General features: G+C 59.5%; 14 protein-coding genes and 1 riboswitch. Of the genes, 9 read left to right on the top strand and 5 right to left on the bottom strand.

Translation table 11 applies throughout. The features are described 5' to 3' along the window. The first annotated feature begins 17 nt into the window (after window positions 1-17). From argC to argH, 4 genes are all read left to right on the top strand, one after another. On the top strand, window positions 18-1,022 hold the full coding sequence (argC, locus tag ACUTSC_RS21825; RefSeq protein ID WP_047729622.1) for an N-acetyl-gamma-glutamyl-phosphate reductase: 1,005 nt from the start codon (window positions 18-20) through the stop codon (window positions 1,020-1,022). A 20-nt stretch (window positions 1,023-1,042) separates the two neighbouring features. Further along, a complete protein-coding gene (gene argB / locus ACUTSC_RS21820; RefSeq protein WP_033636427.1) occupies window positions 1,043-1,816 on the top strand; it encodes an acetylglutamate kinase in 774 nt (257 codons plus the stop codon). Between the two features lie 25 nt (window positions 1,817-1,841). Then, window positions 1,842-3,062 carry an argininosuccinate synthase gene (locus ACUTSC_RS21815; RefSeq protein ID WP_019452247.1) on the top strand — a complete coding sequence of 407 codons (1,221 nt, stop codon included), beginning with the start codon at window positions 1,842-1,844 and terminating at the stop codon, window positions 3,060-3,062. A 192-nt stretch (window positions 3,063-3,254) separates the two neighbouring features. Continuing rightward, on the top strand, window positions 3,255-4,628 hold the full coding sequence (argH, locus tag ACUTSC_RS21810) for an argininosuccinate lyase (protein ID WP_197768762.1): 1,374 nt from the start codon (window positions 3,255-3,257) through the stop codon (window positions 4,626-4,628). Between the two features lie 36 nt (window positions 4,629-4,664). Here argH and ACUTSC_RS21805 read toward each other — a convergent pair whose 3' ends face one another. From ACUTSC_RS21805 to ACUTSC_RS21795, 3 genes are all read right to left on the bottom strand, one after another. Then, window positions 4,665-4,991 carry a toxin-antitoxin system HicB family antitoxin gene (locus tag ACUTSC_RS21805; RefSeq protein ID WP_197768761.1) on the bottom strand — a complete coding sequence of 109 codons (327 nt, stop codon included), beginning with the start codon at window positions 4,989-4,991 and terminating at the stop codon, window positions 4,665-4,667. 173 nt (window positions 4,992-5,164) lie between these two features. Beyond that, on the bottom strand, window positions 5,165-6,613 hold the full coding sequence (locus ACUTSC_RS21800) for a dihydrolipoyl dehydrogenase (RefSeq protein WP_197768760.1): 1,449 nt from the start codon (window positions 6,611-6,613) through the stop codon (window positions 5,165-5,167). A gap of 72 nt (window positions 6,614-6,685) precedes the next feature. Further along, the gene (locus ACUTSC_RS21795; protein WP_019452251.1) at window positions 6,686-7,417 is read right to left on the bottom strand and encodes a glutathione peroxidase; all 732 of its coding nucleotides are present in this window, start codon (window positions 7,415-7,417) and stop codon (window positions 6,686-6,688) included. A gap of 151 nt (window positions 7,418-7,568) precedes the next feature. On the opposite strand from ACUTSC_RS21795, the gene oxyR reads away from it, so the two are divergent. Further along, window positions 7,569-8,486: a DNA-binding transcriptional regulator OxyR gene (gene oxyR, locus ACUTSC_RS21790; protein WP_033636422.1), complete on the top strand. Its 918-nt coding sequence runs from the start codon at window positions 7,569-7,571 to the stop codon at window positions 8,484-8,486. Here oxyR and sthA read toward each other — a convergent pair. After that, window positions 8,469-9,866, bottom strand: coding sequence for a Si-specific NAD(P)(+) transhydrogenase (gene sthA / locus ACUTSC_RS21785; RefSeq protein ID WP_004931047.1), 1,398 nt, complete (start codon window positions 9,864-9,866; stop codon window positions 8,469-8,471). The two genes, oxyR and sthA, sit on opposite strands and share 18 nt — an antisense overlap. A 218-nt stretch (window positions 9,867-10,084) precedes the next feature. On the opposite strand from sthA, the gene fabR reads away from it, so the two are divergent. After that, entirely contained in the window at window positions 10,085-10,717 is a 633-nt protein-coding gene (gene fabR, locus ACUTSC_RS21780) for an HTH-type transcriptional repressor FabR (RefSeq protein ID WP_004931044.1), read from the top strand. Between the two features lie 15 nt (window positions 10,718-10,732). Further along, a complete protein-coding gene (locus ACUTSC_RS21775; RefSeq protein ID WP_049201879.1) occupies window positions 10,733-11,104 on the top strand; it encodes a YijD family membrane protein in 372 nt (123 codons plus the stop codon). Window positions 11,105-11,138: 34 nt separating this feature from the next. On the opposite strand, the gene trmA is transcribed toward ACUTSC_RS21775, so the two are convergent. Further along, a complete protein-coding gene (trmA, locus tag ACUTSC_RS21770; protein WP_197768758.1) occupies window positions 11,139-12,242 on the bottom strand; it encodes a tRNA (uridine(54)-C5)-methyltransferase TrmA in 1,104 nt (367 codons plus the stop codon). A gap of 115 nt (window positions 12,243-12,357) precedes the next feature. Then, window positions 12,358-12,577: riboswitch (cobalamin riboswitch) on the top strand. 69 nt (window positions 12,578-12,646) lie between these two features. Here trmA and btuB point away from each other — a divergent pair. Beyond that, a complete protein-coding gene (btuB, locus tag ACUTSC_RS21765) occupies window positions 12,647-14,524 on the top strand; it encodes a TonB-dependent vitamin B12 receptor BtuB (RefSeq protein WP_060424950.1) in 1,878 nt (625 codons plus the stop codon). Then, window positions 14,469-15,332 (top strand): glutamate racemase, encoded by an 864-nt coding sequence (murI, locus tag ACUTSC_RS21760; protein ID WP_060424947.1) that lies wholly within the window; start codon window positions 14,469-14,471, stop codon window positions 15,330-15,332. Before btuB ends, murI begins: the two co-directional genes overlap by 56 nt. Window positions 15,333-15,536: the final 204 nt, after the last annotated feature.

The raw sequence follows: 15,536 nt of genomic DNA, 5'->3' as shown, positions 1-15,536 counted from the left end.
AGAAGGTGAAAGGCCACATGTTGAATACGCTGATCGTTGGTGCCAGCGGTTACGCCGGAGCGGAGCTCACGGCTTACCTGAATCGCCACCCACACATGAACATAACCGCTTTAGCGGTTTCAGCGCAAAGTGCAGATGCAGGAAAGTTGCTTTCCGATCTCCATCCCCAGTTGAAAGGCATCGTCGATCTGCCGCTGCAGCCGTTGACCGACGTTGCCAAGGCGGCGCAGGGCATCGACGTGGTGTTCCTCGCCACCGCCCATGAAGTCAGCCACGATATCGCACCGGCCTTCCTGGCGGCGGGCTGCGTGGTGTTCGACCTATCGGGCGCCTTCCGCGTGCAGGACGCCGGTTTTTATAGCCAGTACTACGGTTTCGAACATCGGCATGGCGCCCTGCTGGAGCAGGCGGTATACGGCCTGGCGGAATGGCAGAGCGACAAGATTAAACAGGCGCAGCTGATTGCCGTACCGGGCTGTTACCCGACGGCGGCGCAGCTGGCGCTGAAACCGTTGATCGAAAAACAGCTGCTGAACCTCGACCAGTGGCCGGTGATTAACGCCACCAGCGGCGTCAGCGGCGCCGGGCGCAAGGCCAGCATGACCACCAGCTTCTGCGAAGTGAGCCTGCAGCCATACGGTATTTTCACTCATCGGCACCAGCCGGAGATCGCCGCGCACCTGGGCGTGCCGGTCATCTTTACGCCGCACCTGGGCAATTTCCCGCGCGGCATCCTTGAAACCATCACCTGCCGCCTGAAAGCCGGCGTGACCGCGCAGGACGTCGCAGCCGCCTATCACGCCGCCTATGACGACAAGCCGCTGGTGCGGTTGTACGACCAGGGCGTGCCGGCGCTGAAAGCGGTGGTGGGGCTGCCGTTCTGCGACATCGGTTTTGCGGTGCAGGGCGAGCATCTGATCGCCGTAGCGGTGGAAGACAACCTGCTGAAAGGCGCGGCGGCGCAGGCGGTGCAATGCCTGAATATCCGTTTCGGCTTCCCGGAAACCCAGTCACTCCTTTAAACCAGCGTGAGTAAACAGCAATGAACCCGTTAATTATCAAGTTAGGTGGCGTGTTATTAGACAGTGAAGAAGCGCTGGAGCGTCTGTTTACCGCGCTGGACAGCTACCGCCAGCAGCATCAGCGCCCGCTGGTGATCGTGCACGGCGGCGGCTGCGTGGTAGACGAACTGATGAAGCAGCTCTCTTTGCCGGTGGTGAAAAAGAACGGCCTGCGGGTCACGCCGGCCGATCAGATCGACATCATCACCGGCGCGCTGGCCGGCACCGCTAACAAAACGCTGCTGGCGTGGGCGATTAAACATCAAATCAACGCCGTCGGCCTGAGCCTGGCGGACGGCGGCAGCGCGGTCGTGACCCCGCTCGATCCGGCATTGGGCCACGTCGGCAACGCGCAGCCCGGTTCGCCCGCGCTGCTCAATACCCTGCTGAGTGCCGGCTATCTGCCGGTGGTCAGCTCCATCGGCATCACCGCCGATGGGCAGTTAATGAACGTGAACGCCGATCAGGCGGCGACGGCGCTGGCGGCGACGCTGGGGGCGGATCTGATCCTGCTGTCGGACGTCAGCGGCATCCTCGACGGCAAGGGGCAACGTATTGCGGAAATGACGGCGCAAAAAGCGGAACAACTGATCGCGCAAGGCATCATCACCGATGGTATGGTGGTGAAGGTGAATGCAGCGCTCGACGCGGCCCGCACCCTCGGCCGCCCGGTGGATATCGCCAGCTGGCGCCATGCCGATCAGCTTCCTGCTTTGTTTAACGGCGTGTCGATTGGCACCCGGATCCTCGCTTAATTTTAGAATTAGAAAGGAATAGATCATGCAAAACCAAGGCATCAAAAAAATCGTTCTGGCGTACTCCGGCGGCCTGGATACCTCGGCCATCATTCCATGGCTGAAAGAGAACTACGGCGGCTGTGAAGTGGTGGCGTTCGTGGCGGACATCGGTCAGGAGCGCAGCGATCTGGAAGGCGTGGAGCAAAAAGCCCTGCAGTCCGGTGCCTCTGAATGTCACGTGGTGGATCTGCGTGAAGAATTTATCCGCGATTACGTTTATCCGGTGCTGCAGACCGGCGCCCTGTACGAAGGCAGCTACCTGCTGGGCACGTCGATGGCGCGGCCGATCATCGCCAAGGCGCAGGTCGAGCTGGCGTTGAAAGTGGGCGCCGACGCGCTGTGCCACGGTGCGACCGGCAAAGGCAACGACCAGGTGCGCTTCGAGACCACCTACACCGCGCTGGCACCGCAGCTGAAAGTGGTGGCGCCGTGGCGTGAGTGGAACCTGCGTTCCCGTGAAGCGCTGCTGGATTACCTGAAAGAGCGCAACATCCCGACTACCGCGTCGTTGGAGAAGATCTACAGCCGCGATGAAAACGCCTGGCACATTTCCACCGAAGGCGGCGTGCTGGAAAGCCCGTGGAATGCGCCGAACAAAGATTGCTGGGTATGGACCGTCGATCCGCAGGAAGCGCCGGACCAGCCTGAGCAGGTGACCGTCACCGTTGAGAAAGGCCGCGTTGTGGCGGTTAACGGTAAAGCGCTGTCGCCGTACCAGTGCCTGGAAACCCTGAACGCGCTGGGCGCCAAGCACGGCGTCGGCCGTATCGACATCGTGGAAAACCGCCTGGTGGGCATCAAATCCCGCGGCTGCTATGAAACCCCGGGGGGCACCATCATGGTGGCGGCGCTGCGCGCCGTCGAGCAGTTGGTGCTGGATCGCGACAGCTTCAAATGGCGCGAGCAGCTGGGCCTGGAGATGTCCTATGTGGTGTACGACGGCCGTTGGTTTGCGCCGCTGCGCCGCTCGCTGCAGGCTTCTGCCGAAGCGCTGGCTGAAGAGGTGAACGGGGAAGTCGTGCTGCAGCTGTACAAAGGCCAGGTGACGGCGACCCAGAAGAAATCGGCCAACAGCCTGTACTCCGAAGAGTTCGCTACCTTCGGCGAAGACGAAGTTTACGATCACAGCCACGCGGGCGGCTTTATTCGCCTGTTCTCTCTGTCTTCACGCATCCGCGCGTTGAACGAGAAAAAGAATAAATAATCGATTGGCGTGACTCTGCAAGGGCGCAGCATGCTGCGCCTTTTCGTATAAAATTCATACCCTAAATAATTCGAGTTGCAGGAAGGCGGCAAGGGCGAGAGTCCCGATGAGCTTACATCGGTAAGTGATTCGGGTGAGCGCTCGCAGCCAACACACCTGCGGCTCGAAGTATGACGGGGACAGGAGTAAGGTATGGCACTTTGGGGTGGACGGTTCACTCAGGCGGCGGATCAGCGGTTCAAGCAACTCAACGATTCGCTGCGGTTCGATTATCGCCTGGCGGAGCAGGATATCGTGGGCTCGGTGGCCTGGTCGAAGGCGCTGGTGACCGTTAACGTGTTGACGGCAAAGGAGCAACAGCAGCTGGAGCAAGCGCTGAATGCGCTACTGACGGAGGTCCAGGCCGATCCTTTGGCTATCGTCCAAAGCGATGCCGAAGACATCCACAGCTGGGTGGAGCAGAAGCTGATCGAGAAGGTCGGTGATTTGGGCAAGAAGCTGCACACCGGCCGCAGCCGCAACGATCAGGTCGCGACCGATCTGAAGCTGTGGTGCAAACAGCAGATCGGCGATCTGCATCAGGCGATCGTCCAGCTGCAGCAGGCGCTGGTGGAAACCGCCGAAGCCAACCAGGATGCGGTGATGCCGGGATATACCCACCTGCAACGCGCGCAGCCGGTGACTTTCGCGCACTGGTGCCTGGCCTATGTCGAGATGCTGGCGCGCGATGAGAGCCGTCTGCAGGATACCCTGAAACGGCTGGACGTCAGCCCGCTGGGCAGCGGCGCGCTGGCCGGCACCGCTTATCCTATCGATCGCGAGCAGTTGGCCAGCTGGCTGGGCTTCGCCTCGGCGACCCGCAACAGCTTGGACAGCGTATCCGATCGCGATCACGTGCTGGAGCTGCTGTTCAACGCCGCCATCAGCATGGTGCACCTGTCGCGCTTTGCCGAAGATCTGATCTTCTTCAACAGCGGCGAAGCGGCGTTTGTCGAGCTGTCCGACCGCGTGACCTCCGGCTCTTCGCTGATGCCGCAGAAGAAAAACCCGGACGCGCTGGAGCTGATCCGCGGCAAATGCGGCCGCGTACAGGGCGCGCTGACCGGCATGATGATGACGCTGAAAGGCCTGCCGCTGGCGTACAACAAAGACATGCAGGAAGACAAAGAAGGGCTGTTCGACGCGCTCGACACCTGGATGGACTGCCTGCAGATGGCGGCGCTGGTGCTGGACGGCATTCAGGTGAAACGCCCGCGCTGCCAGGAAGCGGCGGAGCAGGGCTATGCCAACGCCACAGAGCTGGCGGATTACCTGGTCGCCAAGGGCGTGCCGTTCCGCGAAGCGCACCACATCGTCGGCGAGGCGGTGGTAGAAGCGATTCGCCAGGGTAAACCGCTGGAAGCGCTGCCGCTGGCGGACTTGCAGCAGTTTAGCGCGACGATCGGTGACGACGTTTACCCGATCCTGGCGTTGCAATCCTGCCTGGACAAGCGTGCGGCCAAAGGTGGCGTCGCACCGCAGCAGGTGGCCGCGGCAATCGCCGCAGCGAAACAGCGTTTGGCCTGACGACGACAAGGGCGGCCCGGCGCCGCCCTTGAACCTTTACCCCGCCAGACGTGCACACAGATAGCGGTTCAGGCTCACGCCTTCCTCCATCGCGCCGAGCGCCAGCTGGCGATGCTGTTCCGGCGTCATGCGCAGCACCAGTTTTCCGCTGAAGTTCTTTTCCGCCAGCGCCTGCGGCGGCGTTTCGCCTTGCGCCAGCATATCGGCGATCGTTTCGCTCACGACTTTTTCGATACCCTCCAGTGCGCCGGTACGCGTGGCCGCCAGCCAGGACAACGAGGGGAATTCGGCGCACAGCCCGACATATTCACGATCTTCCGCTGACCAGGTGATGCGATAGGTATAGTGTTCATGCCTTTCCATGTTCTTCCTCCATTCTGGCTCCTTTCTTCATTTTAGTATCAATATTGGTATCATTTCAATGTCGGCGCATAAAAAATGAGCGCAGAAGGGCCGTGAGGCAAGAGGAGGGAGGGAAGTGCTGTGCAAGAAAACCGGGCCTGAAGGCCCGGTGGGGATGAACGGAGAATGAGAGGTTATTCGCCCGGGCAGCGCTGGCAGCGCTCGATTTCGGCCGTGCCGAGTTTGAGCTTCGCCTGCAGATCGCGCAGCGCGGTGCGCAAACCTTCTTCGATCACCGGATGATAGAACGGCATGTCCAGCATCTGATCGACGGTCATCTGCTGCTGGTGCGCCCAGGCCAGCAGGTGTGCGATGTGTTCGGCGTCCGGGCCGATCATTTCCGCGCCGAGGAAACGGCCGGTGCCTTGCTCGCCGTAGACGTGCAGAATGCCTTTGTTGCGCAGCATCACCCGCGAGCGACCCTGATTCTCAAACGAGACGTTGCCCACTTCAAAGCAGCCGCAGGCGCTGAACTTCTCGCTCAGCTCGCGGAAGGTTGAGCCGACCATGGCGATCTGCGGATCGGAGAACACCACCGAAATCGCGCTGCGGCGCAGGCCCGGATTGATCTCCGGGAAGCTGCCGGCGTTGGCACCGGCGATGCGTGCCTGATCGCTGGCCTCATGCAGCAGCGGCAGTTGGTTGCTGGCGTCGCCGGCGATGAAAATATGCGGCACGCTGGTTTGCATCGTCAGGCGGTCGGCCAGCGGTACGCCTCGGGCGTCAAGCTGTAAGCCGGTGTTTTCGAGGCCCAGCCGATCGACGTTGGGGCGGCGGCCGGTGGCGGCCAGCACGTAGTCCACCAGGATCTCCTGCGGTTGGCCCTGCAGGTCCCGATAGCGGATAAACACCTTGTCGCCTTCGCGCTGCATCATCTCTACCTTCACGTCGGCGTCGAGATAGAACTCTTCCCCCAGTGCTTTGACGGCGTAGTCGCGCACGGCGCTGTCGGTGAGCGGCCCGACCGCGCCGCCGATGCCGAAGACCTTGGTGTCGACGCCGAGGCGGTGCAGCGCTTGCCCCAGCTCGAGCCCGATGACGCCGGGGCCGAATACCGCTACGGACTGCGGCAAATCATCCCAGTTGAACAGGTCGTCGTTGACGATCAGACGATCGCCCAGTTCGCTCCACGGCGCCGGCCAGCTGGGGCGGGAGCCGGTGGCGATCACAATGCGCTGCGCCACGATGCGCGTATGGTCATCGACCTGCAGCGTGTTGTCGTCGATAAAGCGGGCATAGCCCTGAATTTTGTCGCCGGCCGGGATCTCATCCACGCCTTCCAGCACGAAACCGACGAAGCGATCGCGTTCGCGCTTGACGCGCGCCATCACTTCGCGCCCGTCGATACGCGTTTTACCGGTTGGGTGCACGCCAAAGCCCGGCGCGCGTTCGATTTGATGCACCGCTTCGGCAGCGGCGATCAGCAACTTGGATGGCATACAGCCAACGCGCGCACAGGTGGTGCCGTAAGGCCCGCCTTCGATCATCACCACGCTGGGGGTAGACCGTTTGGCCGCGCGATAGGCGCCGAGCCCTGCGGTGCCGCCGCCGATGACCGCGACATCAACGTTCAACAGTTTCATATCCGCTCCTGAAAGGTAAAAAAAGGGCGGGCCGTAGCCCGCCAAAGTTCACGTTGGCTTTGTTATTACTTATTAAGCTGACAGGAAAGTTTCCAGATCGTCGCTGCCACCGATGTGACGGCCGCCGATGAACACTTGCGGCACCGTGGCGCGGCCGCTGACGGCGCGCAGGCTGACGGTGGTGGCGTCTTTGCCCAGCACGATCTCTTCATACTGAATGCCGCGTTCTTGCAGCATCTGTTTGGCTTTGGCGCAGAATGGGCAGCCTGGTTTGGTGAACAGGGAGACCGACTCCTGCACTTTGAATTCCGGCGCCAGGTATTTCAGCATGGTGTCGGCGTCGGACACCTCAAACGGGTCGCCCGGTTTGTTCGGTTCGACGAACATTTTCTCGACCACGCCGTCGCGCACCAGCATCGAGTAGCGCCATGAACGTGGGCCAAAGCCCAGATCCGCTTTCTCGACCAGCATGTTCATGCCTTTGGTGAATTCACCGTTGCCGTCCGGCACGAAGGTGATGTTTTCCGCATGCTGATCGGCTTTCCAGGCGTTCATCACGAAGGTGTCGTTCACCGAGACGCACAGAATACCGTCGACACCGTGCTGTTTGAATACGCTGGACAGCTCGTTGTAGCGCGGCAGATGGCTCGAAGAGCAGGTCGGCGTGAACGCGCCCGGCAGCGAGAACACGATGACCGTTTTGTTTTTGAACAGGTCATCAGTGGTCACATCAATCCATTGGTCGCCCTGACGGGTGTGGAAAGTAACCTGAGGAACTTTCTTGCCTTCTTGACTGGTAAACATTGATTAACCCCTTAATTAGGAAAAGTAATTTTTAGCATTTAGCGCGATATCGCTTCGTTGGGACACATTATTGTCGCTGGGGCTTGATAGATCTAATCGCTCATTGCTATCTTATCTATCGCCATGAGCTATCATGGAATGGAGGGAAACAATGAATATTCGTGATTTAGAGTATCTGGTCGCCTTGGCCGAGCACCGGCACTTCCGCCGTGCGGCCGATTCATGCCATGTGAGCCAGCCCACGCTGAGCGGGCAGATCCGCAAGCTGGAAGACGAGTTGGGCGTCATGCTGCTCGAGCGCACCAGCCGCAAGGTGCTGTTCACCCAGGCGGGTCTGTTGCTGGTGGAGCAGGCGCGTACCGTGCTGCGCGAAGTGAAAGTATTGAAGGAGATGGCCAGCCAGCAGGGCGAAGCCATGTCCGGGCCGCTGCACATCGGCCTGATCCCGACCGTGGGGCCTTATCTGCTGCCGCAGATCATCCCGACGCTGCACAAAACTTTCCCGAAACTGGAAATGTACCTGCACGAAGCGCAAACCCAGCAACTGCTGGCGCAACTCGACAGCGGCAAATTGGACTGCGCCATTCTGGCATTGGTGAAGGAAACCGAGGCGTTTATCGAAGTGCCTCTGTTCGATGAACCGATGAAGCTGGCGGTGTATTCCGATCACCCGTGGGCGCAGCGCGAGCGCGTGGCGATGCCGGATTTGGCGGGAGAGAAGCTGCTGATGCTGGAAGATGGCCACTGCCTGCGCGATCAGGCGATGGGCTTCTGCTTCCAGGCGGGCGCGGACGAGGATACCCACTTCCGCGCCACCAGTCTGGAAACGCTGCGCAATATGGTCGCGGCCGGCAGCGGCATTACCCTGCTGCCGTCACTGGCGGTGCCGCCGCAGCGCGAACGCGACGGCGTCTGCTATCTGGATTGCTACAAGCCGGAACCGAAGCGCACCATCGCGTTGGTGTATCGCCCCGGTTCCCCACTGCGCAGCCGTTATGAGCAGTTGGCCGAAGCGATCCGCGAGCACATGCAGGGCTACATCGACAACGCGTTAAAACAGGCGGTTTAAGCCGTTAAGCGCCGCCACCCGGTAGGCTTCGGCCATGGTCGGATAGTTGAAGGTCGTATTAACGAAATACTCGATAGTATTGCCTTCACCTTTCTGTTCCATGATCGCCTGACCGATGTGGATGATCTCCGCCGCACGCTCGCCGAAGCAGTGGATCCCGAGGATCTGCAGGGTGTCGCGATGGAACAGGATCTTCAGGCTGCCGACGTTCATCCCGGCGATCTGCGCGCGCGCCAGATGTTTGAACTGGGCGCGTCCCACTTCATACGGCACCTTCATCGCCGTCAGTTCCTGCTCGGTTTTGCCGACGGAGCTGATTTCCGGAATGGTGTAGATGCCGGTCGGGATATCTTCGATTAAGTGACCGCTGGCTTCGCCGGAAGCGATCGCCTGCGCGGCGATGCGGCCCTGATCGTAGGCGGCGGAAGCCAGGCTCGGATAGCCGATCACGTCACCGACCGCGTAGATGTGCGACAGCGCGGTTTGGTACATGCTGTTCACCTTCAGCAGCCCGCGGCTGTCCGATTCCAGGCCGACGTTTTCCAACCCCAGCGAATCGGTGTTGCCGGTACGGCCGTTGGCGTACAGCAGGCAGTCCGCTTTCACCTTCTTGCCGGATTTCAGGTGTACGATCACGCCGTCTTCGGTGCCTTCAATCTTCTCGAACTCCTCGTTGTGGCGGATCACCACGCCGTTGTTCCAGAAGTGGTAAGAGAGCGAATCCGACATCTCCTGATCGAGGAACGCCAGCAGGCGATCGCGGGTGTTGATCAGATCCACCTTGACGTTCAGGCCGCGGAAGATAGACGCGTATTCGCAGCCGATCACCCCGGCGCCGTAAATGATCACGTGGCGCGGTTCATGGCTCAGCTCGAGAATGGAATCGCTGTCGTAGATGCGCGGGTGATTGAAATCGACGCTGGCCGGATGGTAAGGGCGCGAGCCGCAGGCGATCACGATGTGGTCGGCGCGGATGGTGTCCTGGGTGCCGTCCATGTAGCTGACGCTGACGGTGTTGGCGTCGATGAAGCGCGCGTCGCCGGCGAACAGTTTGCACTGGTTCCGCTCATAGAAGCCTTGGCGCATGCGGGTCTGCTGGCTGATGACGTTATCGGCGTGGCGTAAAATGTCAGGGAAGGTCGCGCTGAGCGTGCGCGAGTTGTTGTAAAGCGGGTTCTGGTTGAATTCGATAATGCGGCTGACGGCGTGGCGGAGGGCTTTGGAAGGGATGGTGCCCCAGTGGGTACATCCGCCGCCTACGTTGTTGTACCGTTCGATAACGGCCACGCGGGCGCCCTGTTTCACCAGCCCCATGGCGGCACCTTCACCACCAGGGCCCGAGCCAATCACAATGGCATCAAATTGATAGTGCTGTTGCATGTAGGAGAGACCTGTTTTTTTATACAAGATTACAACGGTATCTTAACATCATAGCGCTGCTCACCCAATCACCATTAGGCTTTTTGAGGCAAAGCACAATCGGCTCAGGGCGGAAGTGTGATAGAGCGCGTTAGTATAAATGCTGTTGCAATAAAATTTGCTATATTGCCGAGTCTAGGGCGTTAGACTGAGAGAATGGAACCTATCCGGATATGCATATGGGCGTCAGAGCACAACAAAAAGAACGGACTCGTCGTTCCCTGATCGAAGCCGCATTCAGCCAGCTGAGCGCCGAACGCAGCTTCGCCAGCCTGAGCCTGCGGGAAGTTTCACGCGAGGCGGGCATCGCGCCCACGTCGTTTTACCGCCATTTCCGCGATGTGGATGAGCTGGGGCTGACCATGGTGGACGAAAGCGGCCTGATGCTGCGTCAGTTGATGCGCCAGGCGCGCCAACGCATCGCCAAGGGCGGCAGCGTGATCCGCACCTCGGTGTCCACCTTTATGGAATTTATCGGCAACAACCCGAACGCCTTCCGCCTGCTGCTGCGCGAGCGCTCCGGCACGTCGGCGGCATTCCGTGCGGCGGTGGCGCGCGAGATCCAGCATTTCATCGCCGAACTGGCGGACTACCTCGAGTTGGAAAACCACATGCCGCGCAGCTTTACCGAAGCGCAGGCGGAGGCGATGGTCACCATCGTGTTCAGCGCCGGCGCGGAAGCGCTGGATATCGACGTCGAGCAGCGGCAGCAGCTGGAAGAACGGCTGGTGCTGCAGCTGCGGATGATCTCCAAAGGGGCGTATTACTGGTATCGCCGCGAACAAGAAAAAGCTTCTGTGTCCCACGTATAAAAAAGGTAAAAAGTGATGGAAAAACCAGGCCGTGAAAATGGCACCTTACTGCTGGCGTTGATTGCCGGCCTTTCGATCAACGGTTCCTTTGCCGCGCTGTTCAGCTCGGTGGTGCCGTTTTCGATCTTCCCGCTGATCGCATTGGTGCTGGCGGTGTACTGCCTGCATCAGCGTTACCTGAACCGCGCTATGCCGGACGGCATGCCGAAGCTGGCGGCGGCCTGTTTCCTGCTGGGGCTGCTGATGTACAGCGCCATCGTGCGCGCCGAATACCCGCAGATCGGTTCCAACTTCCTGCCGTCGGTGATCTGCGTGGCGCTGGTACTGTGGATCGGAGTAAAACTGAAGGCGCGCAAGGCGCCGGATGCGCCGACTCAAGAGTCGTAATGCACCGGGGCGCCATGATGGCGCCCCTGTCGTATCAGCAGCGCTTTTCCAGCAGCACGCCGCATTCCATGTGATGGGTATACGGGAACTGATCGAACAGCGCCAGGCGGCTGACCCGGTGCGTGGCCTGCAGCGTTTCCAGGTTGGCGCACAGCGTTTCCGGGTTGCATGAGATATACAGAATGCGCGGGTAGGCCTGCACCATCTTCACCGTTTCATCGTCCAGCCCGCTGCGCGGCGGATCGACGAAAATCGTCTCGCAGTTGTAGCCGCTCAGATCGATGCCCTTCAACCGGTTGAATTCGCGCACCCCGTTCATCGCCTGGGTGAAGTCTTCCGCCGCCATGCGGATGATCTGCACATTGTCGATATGGTTGGCAGCGATGTTGTATTGCGCCGCTGCCACCGACGGTTTGGCGATCTCGGTCGCCAGGACGCGCTCGAAATTGCGCGCCAGCGCCAGCGAGAAGTTGCCGTTGCCGCAATACAGCTCCAGCAAATCGCCTTTGGAACCGGCGGTCACCGCCAGCGCCCATTCCAGCATCTGCACGTTCATGGCCGCGTTGGGCTGAGTGAAGCTGTTTTCCACCTGGCGGTAGATCATGTCGCGGCCGGCGACCGGCAGCACTTCGTCGACATAATCCTGGTCGAGCATGATTTTGGTCTTCGACGCCCGGCCGATCAGCTGCAGATCGAAACCCTGAGCGCGCAGTTCGTCACGCAGCTGCTCGGCGCGCCGTTGCCAAACGTCATCCAGCTTGCGGTGGTACAGCAGCGAGGCGATGATTTTGCCGCTTTGCGTCGACAGATAATCGATCTGGAACAGCTTGTGGCGCAGGATCGGCTCCGGTTTCAGCGCGGCGATCAGGGCGCTCATCAGGCGGTTGATCAGTTCGCTGGCGGCCGGGAATTGATCGACGCGAATACGCTGCTTGGTCTGCTGATCGAACATGATGTGGTACATGTCGTCCGCGTCGTGCCAGATGCGGAATTCGGCGCGCATGCGGTAGTGGGCGACTGGCGAGCGGAACACTTCCGGCTCGGGCGCCGCGAACGGTGACATCAACGTCTTCAGGCGGGCGACTTTCTCCGCCAGTTGGTCATCGTAACGTTCAATAGGCAAATTCTCGGGCGTCATGTGTGTCTTCTCGTCAGGCAAATTTGATCAGCGGGGATTGTAGGGAATCAGCCCGTGAAGTCCAGTTTTGTCGCGTTTATTATTTGTAACATTAGTAGCAGTCTAGACATCTATTTTCATTGATCGTAGCATTGCCGTCCGGCCTCAAGCAGCGAGTGAAAAGGGAATCCGGTGTGAATCCGGAGCTGACGCGCAGCGGTAAGGGGAAGTCACGGCGATAGCGTTTCGACGCAGACACTGTCCACTGCAGGATGGGAAGTCATCGCCCGTTGCCGGTTGCACCCCGCGGCCCGCAAATCCCAAGCCCGAAGACCTGCCGGTGTTACGTCGCAATGTCCGTGGCCGTCGCGATCTACCGGCCATGATCCTGCGGCATCCGCCAATTAAGTTTGGATGCTTTTCTCATGACAATTACAAAAAATACGCTGCTGGCGGTGGTCTCCTCCGTCACGGCTTTTTCTGGATGGGCGCAAGACAACACGACAGCCACGAATGGCGATAACCTGGTGGTGACCGCCAACCGCTTCCCGCAGCCGGTTTCTTCCGTGCTGGCGCCGACTTCTATCGTCACCCGTAACGATATCGATCGTTGGCAGGCCAAGAGCCTGACCGACGTGATGCGCCGTTTGCCGGGCGTGGACATCGGCCAAAACGGCGGGCTGGGGCAAAAGAGCTCACTGTTTATTCGCGGCACCAACTCCAGCCATGTCTTGGTATTGATCGACGGCATTCGCCTTAACCAGGCGGGCGTCAGCGGCTCTTCCGATCTCAGCCAAATCCCGATTTCGCTGGTGCAGAAAGTCGAATACATTCGCGGCCCGCGCTCGGCGGTGTACGGTTCCGACGCCATCGGCGGCGTGGTCAACATCATCACCACGCGTGAAAAGAACGGTACTACGCTCTCTGCAGGCGTCGGCTCCAACGGCTATCAGGCCTATGACGCGTCGACCCAGCAACAGCTGGGCGACAGCACCGTGGCGACGGTGGCAGGGAATTACACTTATACCAAAGGGTATGATGTGGTGGCTGAAGGCAACACCAGCATTCCGCAGCCCGATCGCGATGGCTTCATGAGCAAATCGCTATATGGGGCGGTACAGCACCGGTTCAACGAGCAAATCAGCGGCTTTGTGCGTGGATATGGCTACGACAACCGTACGGGCTACGACGGCTTTTATTCTTACGATAAAAATTTCAATATCACCGGTCTGCCGGATACGCGCAAACTGTATAGTCAAACTTGGGACACCGGGTTGCGCTATCAGGAAGGGATTTACGCCACGCAGTTAGTGGGAAGCTATAGCCACAGCAAAGACTACAATTACGATCCGCGCAAAGGGCAGTATGCGATCTCCTCCAGCCTGGATGATTCGGAGCAATACAATCTGCAGTGGGGCAATACTTTCAAGGTGGCTCAAGGCACCGTCAGTGCGGGTGCCGACTGGCAGGATCAACAGATCAAACCGGGCACCGCGTCCGTCAGCCGCGAGAGAAGCCAGCGCAATACCGGCATCTATCTGACCGGGCAGCAACTGGTGGGGCCGGTGACGCTTGAGGCTGCCGCGCGCGGCGACGATAATTCGGAGTTCGGCTGGCACGGCACGTGGCAAACCAGCGCGGCCTGGGAGTTCATCGAAGGATACCGCTTCATCGCTTCCTATGGCACCGCGTTTAAAGCGCCAAACATGAACCAGCTGTTTAGTACCACTTATGGCAATAGCAACTTGAAGCCGGAAGAAAGCAAACAGTGGGAAGGCGGCTTCGAAGGTTTGACCGGGCCGGTGACCTGGCGCGTTTCCGGTTATCGCAACGATATCGATAACCTGATTGACAGCGATCCGGTGAGTTACCGTTATTACAATATCGGTAAGGCGACCATTAAGGGCGTAGAGGCCACCGCTTCTTTTGAAACCGGCCCGTTGACGCATCAGATTGGTTACGATTATGTCGACCCGCGCAATGCTAAAACCAACGAAGTGCTGCTGCGCCGCGCGAAACAACAGGTGAAATATGAGCTGGATTGGCAGCTGTACGACTTTGACTGGGCAGTGACCTATCAATACTTAGGTGAGCGCTACGACAAGGATTATGGCGTTTATCCAAGCCCGACGGTTAAACTTGGCGGCGTGAGCCTGTGGGATCTCGCAGTTTCGTATCCGGTCACATCTCATCTGACAGTTCGTGGTAGAATTGCCAACCTGTTTGATAAAGATTATGAGACGGCCTATGGCTACGCTACTCCAGGAAGAGAATACTACCTCACTGGAAGCTATACCTTCTAACAGCACCGCCACACCTCGCCCGACGGTGCTGGTTTTCGATTCCGGCGTCGGCGGGCTGTCGGTATATCAAGAGATTCGGCAGTTGCTGCCGGATCTCCACTATATATACGCTTTCGACAACGTGGCGTTCCCCTACGGCGAGAAGTCCGAAGAGTTTATCGTTGAGCGCGTGGTGGAGATTGTCGGCGCAGTGCAGCAGCGGCATCCTCTGGCGATTGTCGTCATTGCCTGTAACACTGCCAGCACCGTCTCTTTGCCGGCCCTGCGCGAGCGCTTCAGTTTCCCGGTCGTGGGCGTGGTACCCGCCATCAAGCCTGCCGCCCGTCTTACCGTCAATGGCATTGTCGGCCTGTTGGCGACTCGCGGCACCGTACAGCGCAGCTACACCCACGAACTGATTTCCCGTTTCGCTACCGACTGCAAGATTGAGCTGCTGGGCTCTTCAGAGCTGGTGGAGCTGGCGGAGGCCAAGCTGCACGGCGAAGCCGTGCCGCTGCCGGTGCTGAAGAAGATCCTGCATCCGTGGCTGAGCATGCGCGAGCCGCCGGATACCGTCGTGCTGGGCTGTACTCATTTTCCTCTATTAGCTGAAGAGCTGATGCAGGTGTTGCCGGAAGGCACCCGGCTGGTGGATTCCGGTGCGGCGATTGCCCGTCGTACCGCCTGGCTCATCTCGACGCAGGAAAATCTGGTCTCAAGCCAGGAAGAGAATCTGGCGTATTGCATGGCGTTAAATGAAGATACTGACGCTTTATTGCCCGTTTTGCAGGGCTACGGCTTTAAATCGTTGAAAAAACTGCCGCTTTAACGGTGTTTTGGTTAAACATTCAACGGTCGGAAAAAATATTGAAAATAGGGGTTGCGGCCCGCCGAGAACTCCCTATAATGCGCCTCCACTGACCGGGAACAACGACTGACAAGTCGCCGGGTCAGCGAGAGGAAAGCGAAATAAACGGTTGACTCTCAGGGCGAAAAGCGTAATATACGCAGCCCGCGCCGATGAGTTTCTCGG

The organism is Serratia sp. TSA_105.2, assembly GCF_052692115.1.
Note: the sequence above shows the minus strand (reverse complement) of the source record. Positions and strands in the feature narration are given on the sequence as shown.